This window comes from Hydrogenophaga sp. (assembly GCF_050182545.1).
Lineage (GTDB): Bacteria > Pseudomonadota > Gammaproteobacteria > Burkholderiales > Burkholderiaceae_C > Hydrogenophaga.
Genome location: NZ_JBFXCD010000008.1, coordinates 1 through 17,947, shown reverse-complemented (window position 1 = coordinate 17,947; position 17,947 = coordinate 1). Strand labels below are relative to the sequence as shown.

At 62.9% G+C, this 17,947-nt stretch carries 16 protein-coding genes; 9 read left to right on the top strand and 7 right to left on the bottom strand.

Annotated features, from left to right (window positions below):
* Window positions 1–33: 33 nt before the first annotated feature.
* The 4 genes from AB7P10_RS10320 (at window position 34) to AB7P10_RS10305 (ending at window position 3,169) form a co-directional block, all read left to right on the top strand.
* Window positions 34–642 (top strand): class I SAM-dependent methyltransferase, encoded by a 609-nt coding sequence (locus AB7P10_RS10320; protein ID WP_428293763.1) that lies wholly within the window; start codon window positions 34–36, stop codon window positions 640–642.
* Window positions 643–644: 2 nt separating this feature from the next.
* Complete coding sequence (locus AB7P10_RS10315; protein WP_428293762.1) at window positions 645–1,136, top strand: VOC family protein; 492 nt, start codon at window positions 645–647, stop codon at window positions 1,134–1,136.
* Between the two features lie 149 nt (window positions 1,137–1,285).
* Complete coding sequence (locus tag AB7P10_RS10310) at window positions 1,286–1,573, top strand: hypothetical protein (protein WP_428293761.1); 288 nt, start codon at window positions 1,286–1,288, stop codon at window positions 1,571–1,573.
* Between the two features lie 75 nt (window positions 1,574–1,648).
* Window positions 1,649–3,169 carry a methyl-accepting chemotaxis protein gene (locus tag AB7P10_RS10305; RefSeq protein ID WP_428293760.1) on the top strand — a complete coding sequence of 507 codons (1,521 nt, stop codon included), beginning with the start codon at window positions 1,649–1,651 and terminating at the stop codon, window positions 3,167–3,169.
* Between the two features lie 9 nt (window positions 3,170–3,178).
* On the opposite strand, the gene rsxB is transcribed toward AB7P10_RS10305, so the two are convergent.
* Window positions 3,179–3,841, bottom strand: coding sequence for an electron transport complex subunit RsxB (rsxB, locus tag AB7P10_RS10300; RefSeq protein WP_428293759.1), 663 nt, complete (start codon window positions 3,839–3,841; stop codon window positions 3,179–3,181).
* Window positions 3,842–3,885: 44 nt separating this feature from the next.
* The gene (locus AB7P10_RS10295; protein ID WP_428293758.1) at window positions 3,886–5,262 is read right to left on the bottom strand and encodes a polyhydroxyalkanoate depolymerase; all 1,377 of its coding nucleotides are present in this window, start codon (window positions 5,260–5,262) and stop codon (window positions 3,886–3,888) included.
* A gap of 229 nt (window positions 5,263–5,491) precedes the next feature.
* Between AB7P10_RS10295 and ygiD the strand changes: the two genes are divergently transcribed.
* Window positions 5,492–6,376, top strand: a complete 885-nt coding sequence (gene ygiD, locus AB7P10_RS10290; protein ID WP_428293757.1) for a 4,5-DOPA dioxygenase extradiol — start codon at window positions 5,492–5,494, stop codon at window positions 6,374–6,376.
* Window positions 6,377–6,431: 55 nt separating this feature from the next.
* On the opposite strand, the gene AB7P10_RS10285 is transcribed toward ygiD, so the two are convergent.
* On the bottom strand, window positions 6,432–7,628 hold the full coding sequence (locus tag AB7P10_RS10285) for an amino acid aminotransferase (protein WP_428293756.1): 1,197 nt from the start codon (window positions 7,626–7,628) through the stop codon (window positions 6,432–6,434).
* A gap of 220 nt (window positions 7,629–7,848) precedes the next feature.
* Between AB7P10_RS10285 and AB7P10_RS10280 the strand changes: the two genes are divergently transcribed.
* Together AB7P10_RS10280 and AB7P10_RS10275 are read left to right on the top strand one after the other, a co-directional pair.
* A complete protein-coding gene (locus tag AB7P10_RS10280) occupies window positions 7,849–9,171 on the top strand; it encodes a UDP-glucose dehydrogenase family protein (protein ID WP_428293755.1) in 1,323 nt (440 codons plus the stop codon).
* 92 nt (window positions 9,172–9,263) lie between these two features.
* Window positions 9,264–10,229, top strand: coding sequence for a hypothetical protein (locus AB7P10_RS10275; protein WP_428293754.1), 966 nt, complete (start codon window positions 9,264–9,266; stop codon window positions 10,227–10,229).
* A 29-nt stretch (window positions 10,230–10,258) separates the two neighbouring features.
* Here the strand turns inward: AB7P10_RS10275 and AB7P10_RS10270 are convergent, their stop codons facing one another.
* On the bottom strand, window positions 10,259–11,065 hold the full coding sequence (locus AB7P10_RS10270) for a 2OG-Fe(II) oxygenase (protein WP_428293753.1): 807 nt from the start codon (window positions 11,063–11,065) through the stop codon (window positions 10,259–10,261).
* Between the two features lie 203 nt (window positions 11,066–11,268).
* Here AB7P10_RS10270 and AB7P10_RS10265 point away from each other — a divergent pair, with 203 nt between their 5' ends.
* Window positions 11,269–12,723: an undecaprenyl-phosphate glucose phosphotransferase gene (locus AB7P10_RS10265; protein ID WP_428293752.1), complete on the top strand. Its 1,455-nt coding sequence runs from the start codon at window positions 11,269–11,271 to the stop codon at window positions 12,721–12,723.
* Entirely contained in the window at window positions 12,713–13,594 is an 882-nt protein-coding gene (locus tag AB7P10_RS10260; RefSeq protein ID WP_428293751.1) for a rhamnan synthesis F family protein, read from the top strand. The genes AB7P10_RS10265 and AB7P10_RS10260 overlap by 11 nt, the downstream gene beginning before the upstream one ends.
* A gap of 110 nt (window positions 13,595–13,704) precedes the next feature.
* Here the strand turns inward: AB7P10_RS10260 and AB7P10_RS10255 are convergent, their stop codons facing one another.
* From AB7P10_RS10255 to AB7P10_RS10245, 3 genes are read right to left on the bottom strand one after another with little or no spacing between them, the layout of a single operon-like run.
* Window positions 13,705–14,928, bottom strand: coding sequence for a glycosyltransferase (locus tag AB7P10_RS10255; protein WP_428293750.1), 1,224 nt, complete (start codon window positions 14,926–14,928; stop codon window positions 13,705–13,707).
* Window positions 14,929–14,970: 42 nt separating this feature from the next.
* Window positions 14,971–15,666: a 4'-phosphopantetheinyl transferase family protein gene (locus AB7P10_RS10250; RefSeq protein ID WP_428293749.1), complete on the bottom strand. Its 696-nt coding sequence runs from the start codon at window positions 15,664–15,666 to the stop codon at window positions 14,971–14,973.
* Window positions 15,666–17,912, bottom strand: a complete 2,247-nt coding sequence (locus tag AB7P10_RS10245) for a MupA/Atu3671 family FMN-dependent luciferase-like monooxygenase (RefSeq protein ID WP_428293748.1) — start codon at window positions 17,910–17,912, stop codon at window positions 15,666–15,668. The genes AB7P10_RS10250 and AB7P10_RS10245 overlap by 1 nt, the downstream gene beginning before the upstream one ends.
* Window positions 17,913–17,947: the final 35 nt, after the last annotated feature.

Sequence of the window (17,947 nt, the reverse complement as noted above, 5' to 3'; positions counted from 1 at the left end):
CTGCGGGCTCCACGGCTTCACGGAGCGGCGCACATGGCAGATGAACGCGGTCAGGGTCCCAGTGGTCTGGCATTTGCCCTGGCCTGGGTGCGAAACCCCAGGCGAATGGGGGCCATTGCGCCCGCATCGAGGGCCCTTGCACAGGCGATTGCCGGCGAAGTGGCCCGCGTCGGGCCCGAGTTGCTGGTGGAGGTCGGTGCGGGCACGGGTGCCATCACCCAGGCACTGGCGGAGGTAGGGCCGCCTCCTGATCGCTTCTTCGTGGTCGAACGCGACTTGGGGCTGGTGCGCCACCTGCGCGAGCGCTTTTCCAGCGCCGAGGTGCTGCACGCCTGCGCCAGCCGGCTTGACCAGTTGCCACTGCCGCCGGCGGCCTCGGTGATGCTGGTGTCCTCGCTGCCGCTGATGTCCATGCCGCGCGAAGAGGGCCGTCACTGCGTCAGGGCCATGCTGACCCTGCTGGAGCGCATGCCCAACGCCCGTTTGCTGCAGTACACCTATGCCGCGCGCCACATGCGGCCCTTTGATCAATTGCCGACCGGCTGGCGCTGGCGGCGCGTCTCCACCGTCTGGGCCAACCTGCCGCCAGCCACCGTCTGGTCGCTCGAGCCGGCGGCCCACTTCACCCAGGGCATTCACTGAACATGAGCGTTTCCTCCCGTCCTTTCCGCGTGCTCGGCGTGCAGCAGATCGCCATTGGTGGCTCCGACAAGCTGCGCCTGCAGAAGTTGTGGGTCGACATGCTCGGCCTCGAATTGATGGGCACCTTCCGCAGCGAGCGTGAGAACGTGGATGAAGACATCTGTGCCATCGGCAGTGGGCCGTTCAAGGTCGAAGTCGACCTGATGCAGCCGCTGGACCCGCAGAAAAAACCCGCGGTGCACGCCACGCCACTGAACCATGTCGGACTGTGGATCGATGATCTGCCCGCTGCCGTGGACTGGCTCGCGGCCCGTGGCGTGCGTTTCGCGCCCGGTGGCATCCGCCAGGGCGCGGCGGGTTTCGATATCACCTTTCTGCATCCCAAGGCGAACGACGAATTCCCGATCGCGGGCGAGGGCGTGTTGATCGAGCTGGTGCAGGCGCCGCCCGAAGTGGTCTCGGCTTTTTCCCGTCTGGCCGGCGCGCCTGCCTGAACCGCGCCTTCCGGGGCAGAAGACCGGAGGAGGGCGCTTTTTCCGGCCTTGTTCGGCCCACTGCCGCCAAGGCGGTGAACTTAATCTTGTGACATGTGAGGGCTGTGCCCGCCGGCACCGCTCCCGCCCCCTTGTTGCAGGAGTTCACCATGAACCCGTTTTCCGGCCAACCATCGAATGAACGCCCCAGCGCGACCGACTGGCGCGAGCGCCGTGTGGCACCCGCCTGGCCTGTCGAACTCCTGGAGCCCTTCTGTCTGCGCATGTCGAGCCAGGGCATGTGCGTGAGCCGCGCGCTGATGATTTGCGACCGGCGTTACGCGCTGGAGCAGCTGTCCCATGCCCACAACATGGCCGACGACACCTTGCGTCTGATGGCCGTGCAATTGTTCCGGCATTTCGAGGCCAGCCAGTCCGGCATCGCCGGCATGCACTGAGGCAGGGTTCTCCCGGCTCAAGGCGCCTGCCGCAAGGCCGATAGGCAGTTGTCCATTCACAGGAGCGATTCAGCCATGTCCGCATTTCATCCTTTGACGGCCGGCATCTGGCTGATGCGGCGTCTGCGGCTGCGCGCCAAGCTGGGCGTTCTGGGGGCCGCTGCCGTGCTCCCGCCGCTGATCACCTGGGGTTTTCTTGAGCGGCAGGCCAATGCCAATGGCACCGTCTGGGTGACCCTGGCTGGGCTGGGCTGTCTCACGTACCTCTTGCTGTGCTTCTATGCCAGCTTCCAGCGCGATTTCCGCCAGGTGCTGGGCGCGATGGAGCAGACCGCCTCGGGCAATCTGCGGTCCATGGTGCAGACTCAGGGGAGCGACGAACTGGCCGACCTGGCGCGCTTGCTGGACCGCACCAACGGCCAGCTTTCGGCCATGGTGGCCGAGGTGCGCAGCAACTCGGCGCTGGTGGCGCACGCAGGCAAGAGCCTGGCGGCGGGCAACCGGGATCTGGCTGATCGCACCGAGCAGCAGGCGGCCAACCTCGAGCAGACGGCGGCCAGCGTGCACGAGCTCTCGGGCACGGTGCGACAGAACGCTCACACGGCCGGCGAATCGGACCAGCAGGCCGCGCAGGTGCGCGACGTGGCGGAATCGGGTGCGCAGTCCATGGGGCGCGCCGTGGAGTCGGTCGAGGGTATCCAGAAGAGCGCCCAGCAGATGAACGACATCATCGGCGTGATCGACAGCATTGCGTTCCAGACCAACATCCTGGCGCTCAACGCGGCAGTGGAGGCGGCGCGCGCCGGCGAGCAGGGGCGAGGCTTCGCCGTGGTGGCCAATGAGGTCCGCACGCTGGCGCAACGTTCGGCCGCCTCGGCCCGGGAGATTCGCGAACTCATCGAGGCATCCCGCAGCCAGGTGGAGGCCAGCGTGGGCCAGATCCGCACCGCAGGCAACAGCATCGGCCAGATCGTCTCCGGTGTGCGCAGCGTGGCGGCCAACATGTCCCTCATCTCCGCCTCCAGCGCCGAGCAGAGCACCGGTTTGAGCGAGATTTCCTCGGCTGTGACCCAACTCGACCAGATCACCCAGCGCAACGCGCAGATGGTGGAGCGCGCGGTCACGCAGGCCGAGCAGCTCGAACAGCGCGCGGCCCATCTTTCGCGGGCGGTGTCGTCTTTCGCACTGCAGCAAGGCACGGCCGAAGAGGCCATGGAATTGGTGGGTCGGGCGCGGGCGATGCGCGGCCAGCGGGGTCGCGACGCCTTCGTGCGGGACATCACCCACCCGTCGAACGGCTTTCATGACCGCGACATGTACGTGTTCGCGCTCGACGCTTCGGGGGTCTATCGCGCGTTCGGAGGCAAGCCCGAAAAAGTCGGCAGCCGGGTGCAGGACATTCCCGGCGTGGATGGGCAGGCACTGCTTGACGCGATCGTCGCGCAGGCTGAGCAGGGTGACGGCTGGGTCGAATACGACATTGCCAATCCCGTCAGCGGCGCGATCCAGGCCAAGATGTCCTACGTGGCGAAGGTCGACGACCTGTACGTTGGCTGCGGCGTTTACAAGACCGTGGCGGCGCGCCAGCCCGCCTGAGCGTAGGGGTCAGTCGCCCGAATTGGCGCGCCGGGCCCGTGAGCGGGCGAGGGCGGCTTCGATCACGACACGCTTCTTCTCCAGCGCTGCTTCGTCGGTGATGCGCGAATGCCCGGCCAGATCGGCCAGTTTTTCGCTGGCCCTGGCTTCCAGCCGTTTCTGATTTTCCAGCTGCTCGCGCGCCAGTCGCTGCTGCCGGCCGGCATATCGCTCGCGGCCCTGCCGCGCCTGGTCTTCGCTCCAGGCCTGCCAGCCGGTGCGTTCGCCGCTGACGATGTCCAGCGAGATGCAGTCCACCGGGCACACCGGCAGGCAGAGTTCACAGCCGGTGCAATAAGGTTCGATCACCGTGTGCATGCGCCGGGAGATGCCGACGATGGCGTCGGTGGGGCAGACCTTGATGCAAAGCGTGCAACCAATGCACCAGTCTTCGTCGATGACGGCCACCGTCAGAGGGCCTTCGATGCCACAAGAAGGGTCCAGGGGCTGCCGGGGCAGGCCTGTGATGGCGGCCAGGCGGGCCACGCCCTCGGCGCCACCTGGTGGGCATTGGTTGATGCCGGCCTCGCCCTCCGCAACGGCCTGCGCATAGCTTGCGCAATCCGGGTAGCCGCAGCGCGTGCACTGTGTCTGCGGCAAGGCGGCATCGATGCGCCGGGCGAGTTCGTTCATGCCGCTGAATATACCGGCGCCGCGCGCGCTGGCGCGCGCCTGTCTCAGCTGCGGGCCGGTTTGCGGGGCGCCGTCTTGCTGGCCGCACGCGGGCTCTTTGCCGCAGTCCGGGAAACCTTGGCCGCAGCCTTTCTGGCCGTTGTCGGGGATTTGACTTCCGTCTGATGGGCCCGGATGAAGGACTTGACCACGGGGTGCACCAGCTCGCGCCAGCGCCGGCCGCTGAAGATGCCATAGTGGCCGGCTCCCTGCGCCTCGTAGTGCATCTGGTGTGTTCGGGGCACACCGGTGCACAGTTCGTGCGCGGCGGCGGTCTGGCCCGAGCCGGAGATGTCGTCGAGCTCACCCTCGATCGTGAGCAGTGCGGTGCGCTTGATGTCCTGGGGACGCACGAGTTCGAGTTCGCCGGCTTCGTTCTTCACATGCCAGACGCCGTGGACCAGTTTGAACGCCTGGAACACGGTCTCGATGGTCTCGAGGTAGTAGTCGGCGTCCATGTCGAGCACGGCGTTGTACTCGTCGTAGAACTTGCGGTGGCTCTCGGCGCTTTCGTTGTCGCCCTTGATCAGGTCCTTGAAGTAATCGTAGTGGCTCGACGCGTGGCGGTCCGGGTTCATGGCCACGAAGCCTGTGTGCTGCAGAAAGCCCGGGTAAACGCGCCGGCCCGCGCCGGGGAAGTTGTCGGGCACGCGGTAGATCACATTGTTTTCGAACCACTCGTGGCTGCGCTGCGTGGCCAGGTTGTTCACCGCAGTGGGCGACTTGCGCGCGTCGATCGGACCACCCATCATGGTCATGGACAGCGGCGTGGTCTCACCCCGGCTGGCCATGAGCGAGACAGCAGCGAGCACCGGCACGGTGGGCTGGCACACGCTGATCACATGGCAGTTGCCATAACCCTGCTGCAGGTAGCGGATGAATTCCTGCACGTAGTTGACGTAGTCGTCCAGGTGGAACTCGCCGTCGGACAAGGGCACGAGGCGGGCGTTTCTCCAGTCGGTGATGTAGACCTTGTGGTCCTTGAGCATGGTGCGCACGGTGTCGCGCAGCAGTGTGGCGTAGTGGCCGGAGAGTGGCGCCACGATCAGCACCACGGGCTGCCCCTTGAGTTTTGCCAGGGTGTCGGTGTCGTCCGAGAAGCGCTTGAACCGCCGCAGTTCGCAAAAGGGTTTGTCGACTTCGACGCGCTCGTGGATGGCCACGTTGACACCGTCCACGTTGACGGTGTGAATGCCGAACTCGGGTTTTTCGTAGTCCTTGCCCAGGCGGTGCATCAGGTCGTAGCCAGCAGCGATGCGCTGAGCCCCGGGCAACTGCGCCAGCGGCAGCATGGGGTTGTTGTAGAGCTTGGCAGCCACTTCGGCCAGGTCCGCAAACGGTTCCATGATGGAGCGCTGGGTCTCGTAAATCTGGTAAAGCATGGGCGTCCGATTTCGTTATGTTGCGGTGCAATATAGCAGCATGCGCCTGGCGTTGTCAGGGTGAAAACACCTAACATTCCAGCGCATCTGTCGCCTTCGTGAAAGAATCGGTCGACTGCCTTTCGCGGTTGTCGGGTACAGCCGACCTTCCATCCATCCCACACCCGTGTCGCCTGCCCGCTGTTGCTGGTGCGTCGGGTCCTCAACGTCACTTCCGGCAGGAACCTGCATGAACGCCATCGTCAACGCTGCAAGCTCGTCGAGCGCCACGGCCCCCCAGCTTGCCGAGCTGGTCAGGGTGCTGCCAGCCACGGAGCGACTGCCGGTGCTGTTCCTGGGGCACGGCAGCCCCATGAACGCCATCGAAGACAACCCGTGGCGGCGCAGCTGGCAGGCGCTGGGGCAGGAGCTGCGCTCGCGCGGTACGCAACCGCACCTGATTCTTTGCGTGTCGGCGCACTGGCTGACCGACGGCTGGCAACTGACTGCCATGCACCATCCCCGCACCATCCATGACTTCGGCGGGTTTCCGCAAGCGCTGTTCGACCAGCAGTACCCGGCGCCGGGTTCGCCGGAGATGGCACGCGCCATCAGCGTGGCGGTGCGGCAGCCTGGTTCGGGCGATGCGCTGGAGCTGGACACCGGTGACTGGGGTCTGGACCACGGCGCCTGGTCGGTGCTCAAACCGATGTTTCCTGAAGCCGACATTCCAGTGATCCAGCTCGGCATGGACTACCGCCGGCCGGCCGAGGAGCACTTCGACATCGGTCGCCAGCTTGCGCGGTTGCGCGAGCGCGGCGTGCTGATCGTGGGCAGTGGCAACATCGTCCACAACCTGCGAGCCATGCGCCGCGACGCTGCCGACAACCAGGCCTACGACTGGGCGATCGAGTTCGATGAGACCACCGCCAACCACATCGCTCAGGGACACCTTGAGGCGCTGCACGCGTTCCGGCAACTCGGTGCTGTCGCGCAGATGGCCCATCCGACTTGGGAGCACTACCTCCCGCTGTTGTATGCAGCGGGTGCCGCAGATGCCGGCGAAGAACCTCGCTTCTTCAACGAGGGCTTTCAGGGTGCGTCGATTTCCATGCGCTCGGTCATGTGGGGATGACCTCATGAAAAAGCCGGCCACGCGGGCCGGCTTGTCGCAAGGGAACTCGGCCGACTCAGACCACCTTGGCGATGGCTTGGCAGACGTAGTCGATGTTTTTGCTGTTGAGCGCGGCCACGCACATGCGGCCGGTGTCGGTGCCGTACACGCCGAACTCGGTGCGCAGGCGGACCATCTGGTCCTTGCTCAGGCCCGAATAGCTGAACATACCAATCTGACTGGTGATGAAGCTCATGTCCTGCTTCACGCCGGCTGCCTTCAGACCGTCCACGAGCTTCTGGCGCATGGCCTTGATGCGCACGCGCATTTCGCTCAGCTCCTTTTCCCACAGGGCACGCAGTTCCGGGTTGTTCAGCACAGCAGCGACCACCGCGCCGCCGTGGATCGGCGGGTTGGAGTAGTTGGTGCGGATCACGATCTTGAGCTGGGACAGCACGCGCGAGGCCTCTTCGGCGTTCTCGCACAGCACCGACAGCGCACCCACGCGCTCGCCGTACAGGCTGAAGCTCTTGGAAAACGAGGTGGAGACAAAGAAGGTGAGGCCGGCTGCGACGAACTTGGCGATGACGGCGCCGTCTTCGGAGATGCCGTGACCAAAGCCCTGGTAGGCCATGTCGAGGAAGGGCGTCAGCCCGCGGGCCTTGACGGTGGCGATCACTTCGTCCCACTGCGTGGCGGTGATGTCGTAGCCGGTGGGGTTGTGGCAGCAGGCATGCAGCACCGCGATGGTGCCGGGTGAAGCCGCGTTCAGGCTGGCCAGCATGCCGTCGAAGTTGACGCCGCGTTTGCCGGCGTCGTAGTAGGCGTAAGTGTCGACCTTGAAGCCGGCATTCGTGAACAGCGCGCGGTGGTTTTCCCAGCTTGGGTCGCTGATCAGCACGGTGGCGCCAGGGTTGAGGCGTTTGAGGAAATCGGCACCGATCTTCAGACCACCGGTGCCACCAATGGCCTGTACCGTGGCCACGCGGTTGCTTTTGACCGGCTCGCTGTCGCTGCCAAAGACAAGCCCCTTGACGGCGGCGTCGTAGGCCGCAATGCCGTCGATGGGCAAGTAGCCGCGGGCCGAGGGTTTGTCCATCATGGTTTTCTCAGCGGCCTGCACGCACTGCAGCAGGGGCAGCTTGCCGTTGTCGTCGAAGTAGACGCCGACGCCGAGGTTGACCTTGTTGGGGTTGGAGTCGGCGGCAAACTGCTCGTTCAAACCCAGAATTGGGTCGCGCGGTGCCATTTCGACGGCGGAGAAGAGGGACATTGCTGGGGTTCCTGGGTTGAGGGGCTGGAGCAAGGCGCATTTTAGCGACCGCTCCGGGCTGGCTGGAACGGACAGCGCGCCGCCGTGAAGCCATGCGGAGCCGTTGGCCACACAGTGAGGGGGCGGAACCAGCTTCGTGTCCGCGCCCTGGAATCGCATGGCCCGCCGCTATGATTCGAGCTTTACACAGCAGGCTCAGGCAGCCATCGGACGCGACATCATGAAAATCACAGTGGTGGGAACGGGGTATGTGGGTTTGGTCAGCGGGGCCTGTCTGTCAGAGGTGGGTAACGACGTGTTGTGTCTCGACGTGAACCCCGACAAGATCCGCATCCTCGAGGAGGGCGGTATCCCCATCTTCGAACCGGGTTTGAAGGAGATGGTCCAGCGCAACGTGGCCGCGGGGCGCCTGCACTTCACCACCGATGTGGCGCGCGCGGTGCACCACGGCACCATCCAGTTCATCGCCGTGGGCACCCCACCCGATGAAGATGGCTCCGCCGACATGCAATACGTGCTGGCGGCCGCGCGCAACATTGGCCGCCTCATGACCGACTACAAGGTGGTGGTCGACAAAAGCACGGTGCCGGTGGGCACGGCCGACCGGGTGCGGGAAGCGATCGCGGACGAACTGCGCCAGCGCGGTGTGCAGACACCGTATGCCGTGGTGTCCAACCCCGAGTTCCTGAAAGAGGGCGCCGCGGTCGAGGATTTCATGCGTCCGGACCGCATCATCGTCGGCGCCAGTGACGAACAGGCCGTCCACCTCATGCGCGCCATCTACGCGCCGTTCCAGCGCAACCGGGAACGCCTCATCGTCACCGATGTGCGCAGTGCCGAACTCACCAAGTACGCGGCCAACGCGATGCTGGCCACGCGCATCAGCTTCATGAACGAGCTGGCCAACCTGGCGGAGGCACTGGGTGCCGATATTGAAATGGTGCGCCAGGGCATGGGCTCCGACCCCCGCATTGGTCACCACTTCCTGTACCCGGGCGCAGGCTACGGCGGTTCGTGTTTTCCGAAGGACGTAAAGGCCCTCATCAAGACCGCAGCCGACCAGGGAGGGCTCGACCTGAAGGTGTTGACCGCCGTGGAGGCTGCCAACGATGCGCAAAAGCATGTGCTCGGACGCAAGGTCAAGCAGCGCTTCGGTGAAGAACTCGAAGGCCGGCACTTCGCGGTGTGGGGCCTTGCCTTCAAACCCAATACGGACGACATGCGCGAAGCCCCCAGCCTGGAACTGCTGGCCGATCTGCTGGCCACCGGCGCCACAGCCACGGTGTACGACCCCGTGGCCATGCACGAGGCCCGGCGTGTGCTCGGCGACGAGCCGCGCATCCGCTACGCCAAGTCTCCCAACGAAGCCCTGGAGAACGCGGACGCCCTGGTCATCGTCACCGAGTGGAAGGAGTTCCGCAGCCCGGACTTCGACCTGATCAAACAGCGCCTGAAGCAGCCTCTGATCATCGATGGCCGCAACCTCTACGACCCGGCCCTGGTCCGCGGCATGGGGATCGACTATCTGGCCATTGGACGCTGAGCCAGCCCGAAGGGGAAACCAGGAGATATCTCCGTCGTGAATGCACGGTCAAGGAGGTTGGGGGAAGATATCCAGCTCTGACTGAACAATCATTGATCCATTTGAAGTATTGGAAGGAAGCGATGAGTCGAGTCCTGAAATGCGCCCTGCTGCTGCTTCTGAGCGCCTGCGGATGGCAGAAGACGCTGGAGCCCGCCGCGCTTGAACAACTCTATGCCGAGCCACTTCCAGCCCCCGAGAAGCCATTGCGTGTCTTTCATATCGGCCACAGCCTGGTTGGCAAGAACATACCGGCCATGCTGGAGCAACTTGCTGGGGCTGGGCACGACCATCGATCCCAACTCGGCTGGGGTGCCAGCTTGCAGTCCCATTGGGAGCCTGACATACCGGTGAAAGGCGCCGAGGTGGAGAATGCGCACGATAGATACCAGGACGCAAAGCTTGCCATCGCCAGCGGCAGTTTCGACGTTCTCGTCTTGACTGAGTCGGTCGAGATCAAGGACGCCATCAAGTATTTCGACAGCCCGGAATACATCCGCCGCTGGGCACGCGATGCCCGGAATGCCAATCCGGCCATGCGCGTCTATCTGTACGAGACGTGGCACCCGCTGAATGACCCCGAAGGCTGGCTGCATCGCCTGGATCGCGATCTGGGTGCCTATTGGGAGGGCGTGCTGCTGGCCCAGGGCTTGGCCCATGGCGATACCGGAGGGCCTGTGTACGTCATTCCTGCCGGTCAGGTAATGGCTGCTTTTGTCAGACGCGTGGAGCAATCTGGAGGATTGCCTGGTCTGCGTTCACGTGAGGATCTTTTCCACCGAACACCGGATGGCACGCAGGACATGATCCACGCCAGCGACCTGGGAAGCTACCTCGTTGCTCTGACCCATTACGCTGTGCTTTACCACCGAAGCCCCTTGGGGTTGCCGCACCAATTGTTGCGGGCCGACGGCTCCCAAGCCGATGCCCCCTCCGAAGCAACGGCACGAGTGATGCAGGAAGTGGTGTGGGAGGTGGTGACCCGATATCCCAAGACCGGCGTGAAGCAGGCGCGCTGAATTCTTGAGCGTCAGGAGAGGAGTACAGCTCAGCCGTTCTTGCCGAGCACGCCCTTGATGCTCTGCTTGACACCGCGCCAGCCGTCCTGGAGGCTGCGAGCGGCTTGCTCGACGGGCATGGCGATCTTGCCTTTGAAGTACTCGTCGGGACGTGCTTTAAAAATGGTCGAATGCACATCACCAGTCCAGTGGGGTGGGGCTTCCTTCGTGTAGTAGTAGGCTGCAAAGCTCTTGCGCACGGAACCCTCGGGACAACGCACCGCCGCCACGCCGTGAAAACTGATGTCTGAAGTCTCGAATACCACGCAACGGTTGAAGATCGGCATGAATGCGTGATGGCAGATCTTCACATCCTTGTCCCAAAGCTCGATTTCTCCTCCCCATTTGCTTTGCCAGTCTTTGTTGAAATACACGAGAATGTTCAAGCGCCTATGGAGTTGCCGCTCTGGGATGTAGTTGAAATCCACATGGACATCGAGGTGTCCCCTGGGGCCTGTTTCATGAATGCCACCGCCTGCGAGTTTGGGGTCGGCGATGAGGCGGGGAATATCCATTACGTAGGACACAAGGTCAAGAAACTCAGGCGCGGCCAACTGCGTGTGCAGAGCGTGTATGGGTGCCGGGAAAAGGCTTGAGTCCGTAACCTGAACCTTGTTTTTTTCGTTCACTGCGGTGAACTTGTGTCCAAGCTGCGACACCTCCTCGAAGCTTGGAAATGCCGCATGCACGTCCTCCGCGAACTCGGGTTGGAGAAAATTGTCAATGGCAAAGAAGGGGAAAGGCTTTGCAATTCGAACCTGGGCACGAAGCGCTTCGCGGTCAATGGGGTTGATCATGATGAAACTCCCGGATGTGGGAACCATTTCGGCAATGGTCCAGATTCTGTTCTCGCAGACAGATTGGGTTGCTAGCAACAAACACGGTGCATCATGGTAGCACCAGTAAAACTTCACGGAACGGGCGAACGACTGCCTGGCCATGGGATTGGACATATGGGATTGCCCAAAATGACCCGATCAGCGCCTCTATACTGACTGCCATGGCTTTACCTTCCCGGCCGCCCCGTTCCATCCTCAAGCGCCGCAGCAGCATCTCGACTGCCGCACAGGGCTTATTTGATGCGGCAGCCGTCATGGGCCTGGCGTATTACCTGATCCGACTGCATGTGGGGGCGCTCAACGCCGACTACATGGTACTGTTACTGCTGCTGCTGGGGGGCATGGCGGTCGCATACGACCAGTTTGGCCTGTACCGCAGCAATAGCAATCGAACGCGCAAAGCCATCAACTTGTTCAAGGCCTGGACCTTGGTGTTTGCATTTCTTCTGCTGGTGGGTTTTGCCACCAAACAGACCGATGTCTACTCCCGCCTCATGGTGGGCAAGCTATATGTGTTGGGCTTCTTCGCCCAGATCGTCCTGCACATGGGCTTTCGGGAACTGCAGGTTCGTTTCATGCGTCGTGCTGTCGAGCCGGACAACGTGCTGATCGTAGGCACCGGCCGTCTGGCCCGCTACCTGCAGAACAAGATATCCAACAATCCCTGGCTGGGCCAGCGGGTGATGGGTTGTCTGGCTCTGCCGCAAGGCGAGCCAAGGCTTCGTGACGATGCCATGAACAGAATGCAGGAGCCCTCGGATTTCGGTAGTCTCCAGGAATCGAGTGTGATCGGCCCCTTCGAAGAAATGCTCGAGATCATCGATCAATACGACATCGACACGGTGTACTTCGCAATTCCACTGGATGCGTCCGATCTGATTGAGGGTATGTACTTCAACTTGCTGGACAAGCACGTGGCGGTTCATTGGGTTCCCGACATCTATTCGATGCTGCTGGTCAACCACAGCGTGCGCGAAATCGCCGGCCTGCCGGTGCTGACGCTGTCTGAAACTCCATTGACAGGGACTCGGCGGTTGTTCAAAGCATGCGAGGACTTCCTGCTCTCCGCGCTCATACTTCTTGCGGTTTCGCCCTTGCTGCTGATCATCGCGGTGGCAATCAAGCTTGACAGCCCAGGACCCGTATTCTTCAAGCAGGCGCGCAACGGCTGGAGCGGCAAGACGTTCAGCATCTGGAAGTTTCGCAGCATGTACGTCCATACAACCGACGGCGGCGTGGTCAAACAGGCTTCCCGCAACGATCCGCGCGTCACCCGAGTGGGGTCCATTTTGCGCAGGACAAGTCTGGACGAGCTGCCGCAACTGATCAATGTTCTCCGTGGAGAAATGTCGCTCGTCGGACCGAGGCCGCATGCCGTGCAACACGACATGGAGTATTCCCAGCGCATCAACAGCTATTTCGCTCGCCACAACATCAAGCCAGGCATCACCGGGCTGGCTCAAGTGCGTGGCTTGAGGGGTGAGACCACCGATATCGAGCAGATGCAGCAGCGCGTGGAGGCTGACATCGAATACATCAACAACTGGTCCCTATGGCTTGACTTCACCGTTCTTTTGCGCACGCTGGGTGCGCTGACTGGGCGCAATGCCTACTGATGAGTTGTTGATCAAGCCTGTCGATGGGGCACAAACCCTGTGGACCTACAGGCCCAGCCAGGCTCGCGCGAGCATTGTCTTGCGCCGCTTGATCGCACGCCTCTTTCGGGGCGCCTTTCCCGGCTGGAAGACGCTGGTGCCCGCATCGCCCCATGCGCGATGGATTGGATATTTCGTCTACTTGCCCGACGGGCAACTGACGGCTGGGCACCGCTTTACGCTCGACCGCCTTTCCGCCGAGCCTGCCCGCCTGATGGTGGTCTGCGCCTGTCCACATGGCCATTCAGTTCTTGAGGAACTGCGCGCGCGCTGCGATGCCTTGTACTGGAAGGGCATGCCGGGTTTTGACTTTTCGGCTTATGCGCTTGGTCTGAGTGAGCTGGCCCGATTGTCGCCAGGTGCGGATGTGTTGTTCATGAACGATTCGATCTTCGGGCCCTTCGCGCCCTTGAACCCTTTTATCGAGGGGGCCCCTTGGCGTGTCACCGGATTCACCGCCAACGCTACGCGGGCAACCGAAGAAAACCACGTTCAGTCCTATGCATTCATCGTCAAGAATCTTCAGTGGGACGTATTGCAGGCGGCAGAGCCATCCATGTCGACGACTTGGGCCTACAACGACATCGACTCAGTGATCCTGCAGCAAGAAACACGTTTCACGCGCATGCTGGCCCGTCATGTCGACGTGGGCGCGTATTGGTGTGGCGTCCAGCGGGACAAGGCCGACCTGTGCCTGTTCCGCCCCAAGGAGCTGATCGACGCCGGTTTCCCATTCCTGAAACGCTCCTTGCTCGGAAAGTTCGCCATGCGTTTCCAACCAGTGGAGGAAATGAAGGTCTTGCTGACCTCGCTGGGACATCCGTTGCCTTGAATGGTGCGCTCTGGCCTTCGGGCTGGCAACTGTGGGTGGGCGTTCAAGTTGTCTCCAGCGCGTTCAGGCATGACGATGGGTCAAACACTGAGACGCCGTCGCGTTGGCGGTCATAGGTGGGCCCGGATGACCTCACTGCGGTGTTTGAAGACCGCGACGTCGTTGAACGGCTCTCCATCCAGGGTTGCTCTGTCAATTAAGGTGCACAGTCGAACGCGATCATGAGCCAACGCTTCCAGCGTCGCAACAAGGGCACCAATATCGTTCGGAGTGGTGAGCACGCCCCCGCCATGACTTGCAATGAGGTCCCTCGGAAAGTGGCTGTCGTAGCCTACGATGGGTGTACCTGATACCAAGGCTTCAATGAGGTTGCGTGGAGACTCCGGGGTTTTGTGGCAAAAGACCAAGATGTGTGAGCGGCGGAGCGTTTCTAGCAACACAGTACGGTCTTTCACGAACCCAGGCAGCTTGACTCGATCCTCCATTCCCTGGCGTGTCACCTCAGCCCGCATGGCGGGAAGCGCTTCTCCATCTCCGAGCCAGGTGGCCTGGAACTCCACGCCTTTCTTGTTCAGTTCCACCATGACTTGAACCCAGTCAGTGGGCCCCTTCATGGCGTCTGCGCGTCCGACGTAGCAGATGCGCAATGGGCCCTGCGTTGCTGCGGATTTTTTTTTCGCGAGCTCCATCGGCGGAATGCGGTCCTTTTCGCTCAAATGGATGTCGTGCACGATCTCCGCCGCATTGGCGTAAGGTTCGTAGGCCGCATAGGTCTCCGCGCCATGGAAGAGCCCCACGGTTGCCCTGCGGATCAATGCGCGCTCGAGCATCGCCATGGGCCAATGCGTCAGTGCCGCCATACGCCTTTTTTTGAACGTCTTGCCCGAGTGCACCTGTTCCCGAACCACTTCGGACTCAACCCGATCCGTCCAGACGGCGAAGCGCCGCTTCTTCCTGTGTGCCTCCATGGCGGCGATTGCGCCCCAATCGCCGATCAATCCGCCAATGGAGAAAGACAGGTAGCGTGCCCGGTCGATGAGTTCCCTGATTTGGCGCCGGATTGCGGCCTGGTGCCGCAAAAACTGGTCAATCCGGTAGGCAGTTGGCAGTGCAACCACTTCCACATGTTCAAAGTCCACCTGCGCCGAACGAAGGGGAATCCAGCTCGGCGGCGCCACTCCATGCTGAACTGGAAACATGACAATCACATGTTTGAAGTTCTCGGCCCACAGTCGCAAGCCATTGCAGGCCTGATCTTCAAGAAGGTAGCCGTTGTCGCTGCTGTAGAGGGGTACGGGCGCGTATAGCAGCAAAGTGTCGTTCTCCTCGATCATTTCAAGAGGTCTTTCGGACGAAGTCGATGGTGTTCGCGGAGGTCATGTGTTGCCGATCACCCAGGTGAACAGGTGTCCTTCGCATGTCAGGCTGTGTCCATCGATGCCCGACGTGGCGCAGTGTTTCCCCGGGATGATGCGAAATCGTGCCTGCGGGTCGCTCTGCGGCAACACGACGTGCACGTCCTGAAATTCGAGCGAGCGGCGGGTTTGTGGATATTGCCACTTGTAGAACGCTTCCTTGGCGGAAAAGAGCCGCGTAACCCAGCGGCCTCGCACTGCGGGGGGGTGCTTGTTCACAAACGCCGCTTCTTCGGGAGTACAGATCGTGTCCCATAGCGCCGGATCCATAGAGTGGTCCTCTTCCAGGTCGATGCCGACTGCCTGCCAAAGCGATCGAGGACACACGACTGCGACGCAAGCCCGGGCCGAGTGAGTGATCGAGCCGACCAGACCGACAGGCCAGACCGGCGACCTGTCCAGGGCGCTGGGAATGGCCAGGGGTGGCCAACCGATCTGCGTCATGGCTTGGCGGGCTGCTTCACGTCCGGCCGCGAATTCACGCTGGCGACGGGGTACGGCGCGGCTGACGGACACGAATTCCTCGGGATACAGGCGCTGAGGTTCACCTTCGACGCTGACGCAGGCGACACCCATACCCGGTCCAAGCCGCGCTGCCAGGCGCTGGCGCAGGTGGTGGAAATTCAGGGAGGGCTTGGCGCAGGCGGCGGCTTCCATTATTCCTGCGGCTGCTTGCCCGCCCGCATGGCTCGCCGGCGCGACATGGCGTCGGCGCGCATCTGCGCGCGTTCGGTGGACTCTGCAACCCCTTCCGGTGCGTCGCGTGGCCTGTCATCCAGGTGGGTGGCCAGGGCGGACAGCGTGGGGAAGCGGAAGATGTCGGTAATGCTGAGGCGTGTGGAGTTCAGCGCCTGCTTGATTTCGCGGTGCGCCTGTACCGCCAGCAGCGAATGGCCACCCAGGGCGAAGAAGTTGTCCTTGGCGCCGATCTTTGGCACGCCAAGCACGCGCGACCAGATTTCCGCAATCTTGCTCTCGATCTCGTTCTCGGGCGCCACGAAGACTTCGGTGCGTTCGCGCAGGGTGGACTGTGATGGAGCGGGCAGGGCCTTGCGGTCGACCTTGCGATTGGGCGTGAGCGGAAACTCGTCCACGGTCATGAAATGTGCGGGAATCATGTGCTCGGGCAGGCGCTCGGTGGTCCAGTCGCGCAGTCGCTCCACCGAGAGGCCTGGGTCGGCCCGCAGGTAGGCTACAAGGCGCACGTCACCGGGCTGGTCCTCGCGGGCCACCACCACGGCCTGGCGCACGCCGCCGGCCGACTCCAGCACCGCCTCGATTTCACCCAGCTCGATGCGGTAGCCGCGGATCTTGACCTGGAAGTCTGCTCGGCCCAGGAAGTCGATGCGACCGTCCGGGCGCCAGCGTGCGAGGTCGCCAGTGCGGTACATGCGGGCGCCGGCGGGGGCGGTGTGTTCGGGTTTGACGAAGGGATCGGCAGGGAAGCGTTCGGCGGTCAGGTCCGCGCGTTGCCAGTAGCCTCGTGTGACGCCGTCGCCACCGATGTAGAGCTCGCCGGGCACGCCCACGGGGACGGGCTGCTGGTGTTCATCGAGGACGTACATCTGCGTATTGGCAATCGGCCGGCCAATGTTGACCACGGGCTCGGTGGCGCTGGCGGTTTCGGTGGACGACCAGATGGTGGTCTCCGTCGGGCCATACATGTTTTCAATGGAGGCCTTCGTGACCTGCCCCAATTCGGCCACCAGCGTGCCGGGCAGCGCTTCGCCACCGATCATGAGGTGTTGCACTTGGGACAGCGCTGCCCGGGCCTCGTCGTTCATGGCGATCATGCGCGCCATGCTGGGGGTGCACTGCAGGTGCGTCACGCCATGGCGCTGGATTTGCGCGGCGATGGAGAAGTCGTCTTCGGCGACCGTGGTGGGCTGGTTGGTGCGGCGCAGCACCTCGGCCAGCGGCACCAGACTCTGCAAGACCTGCTCGGTGGGAATGCCGTAGTCGATCAGGCAGGCCACCTCGCTCACCCCAATGCGCTTGAGTTCTTCGACACGAGCGAGGCCATCGTCCACGGTGCCGAACAAGCCGGAGTCCTCGAAGTAGCGCAGGAAGGCGAAGTCAAGGATGGCGTCCATCTCCTCTTCGTTGAGCGAGCGCAGGTCGAGATCGAACGGGTTGTTCACCCCTGCTGGCTTTTTGAAGGCCGGAAAGGCCCAAGCGTATTGCTTGATGAGGCCGGCAGCACTGCGAAGGTAGTCCTTCATGGGGCCGCGCGCCACCGCTCGCGCCTGCTCGCGGTCGCTGGCGAGGTAGGTGTGCAGCATGAGCGTGACGGTGAACTGTGCCGGGTCGTGGCCAGCGTCGCGCAGTGCCTGATGGTAGATCTTGATCTTGCCGCCGACCTCGTCCACGGTCTGCCCCAGCAGGTGGGTGAGCACGTTGGCGCCGATGGCGCCGGCTTCTTTCCAGGTTTCGGGATTGCCGGCCGTGGTGACCCAGATTGGCAGCTCTTTGGAGACGGGGCGCGGCTGGGTGACGACGTTGAAGGGTTCGCCGTTGGCGGTGGGGAAGGGCACCGCCTCGCCGCGCCAGAGTTTGCGTAGGTGCTCGATGGTCTCGAGCATCGCCTTCTTGTTGTGCGGCGGCGTGTTCTGCGGGCGCAGCACGAAATCGTCGGGCTGCCAGCCCGAAGCAATGGCCAGTGCGGCGCGGCCATTGGTGAGGTTGTCGATGACAGCCCATTCTTCGGCGATGCGCGCCGGATGATGCAATGGCCCCACGCAGCTGCCCGCGCGCACGCCAATGCTCTGGGTGACGGCGGCCACCGCCGCACCGGTGACCGAGGGATTGGGGTACGGGCCCCCGAACGCGTGGAAGTGACGTTCGGGCGTCCACACAGCGCAGAACCCGTGCTGGTCCGCGAACAAAGCGCCAACCAGGAGCAAATCGAATTACTAGGTCCCCCCGCCAACTTCGTAGC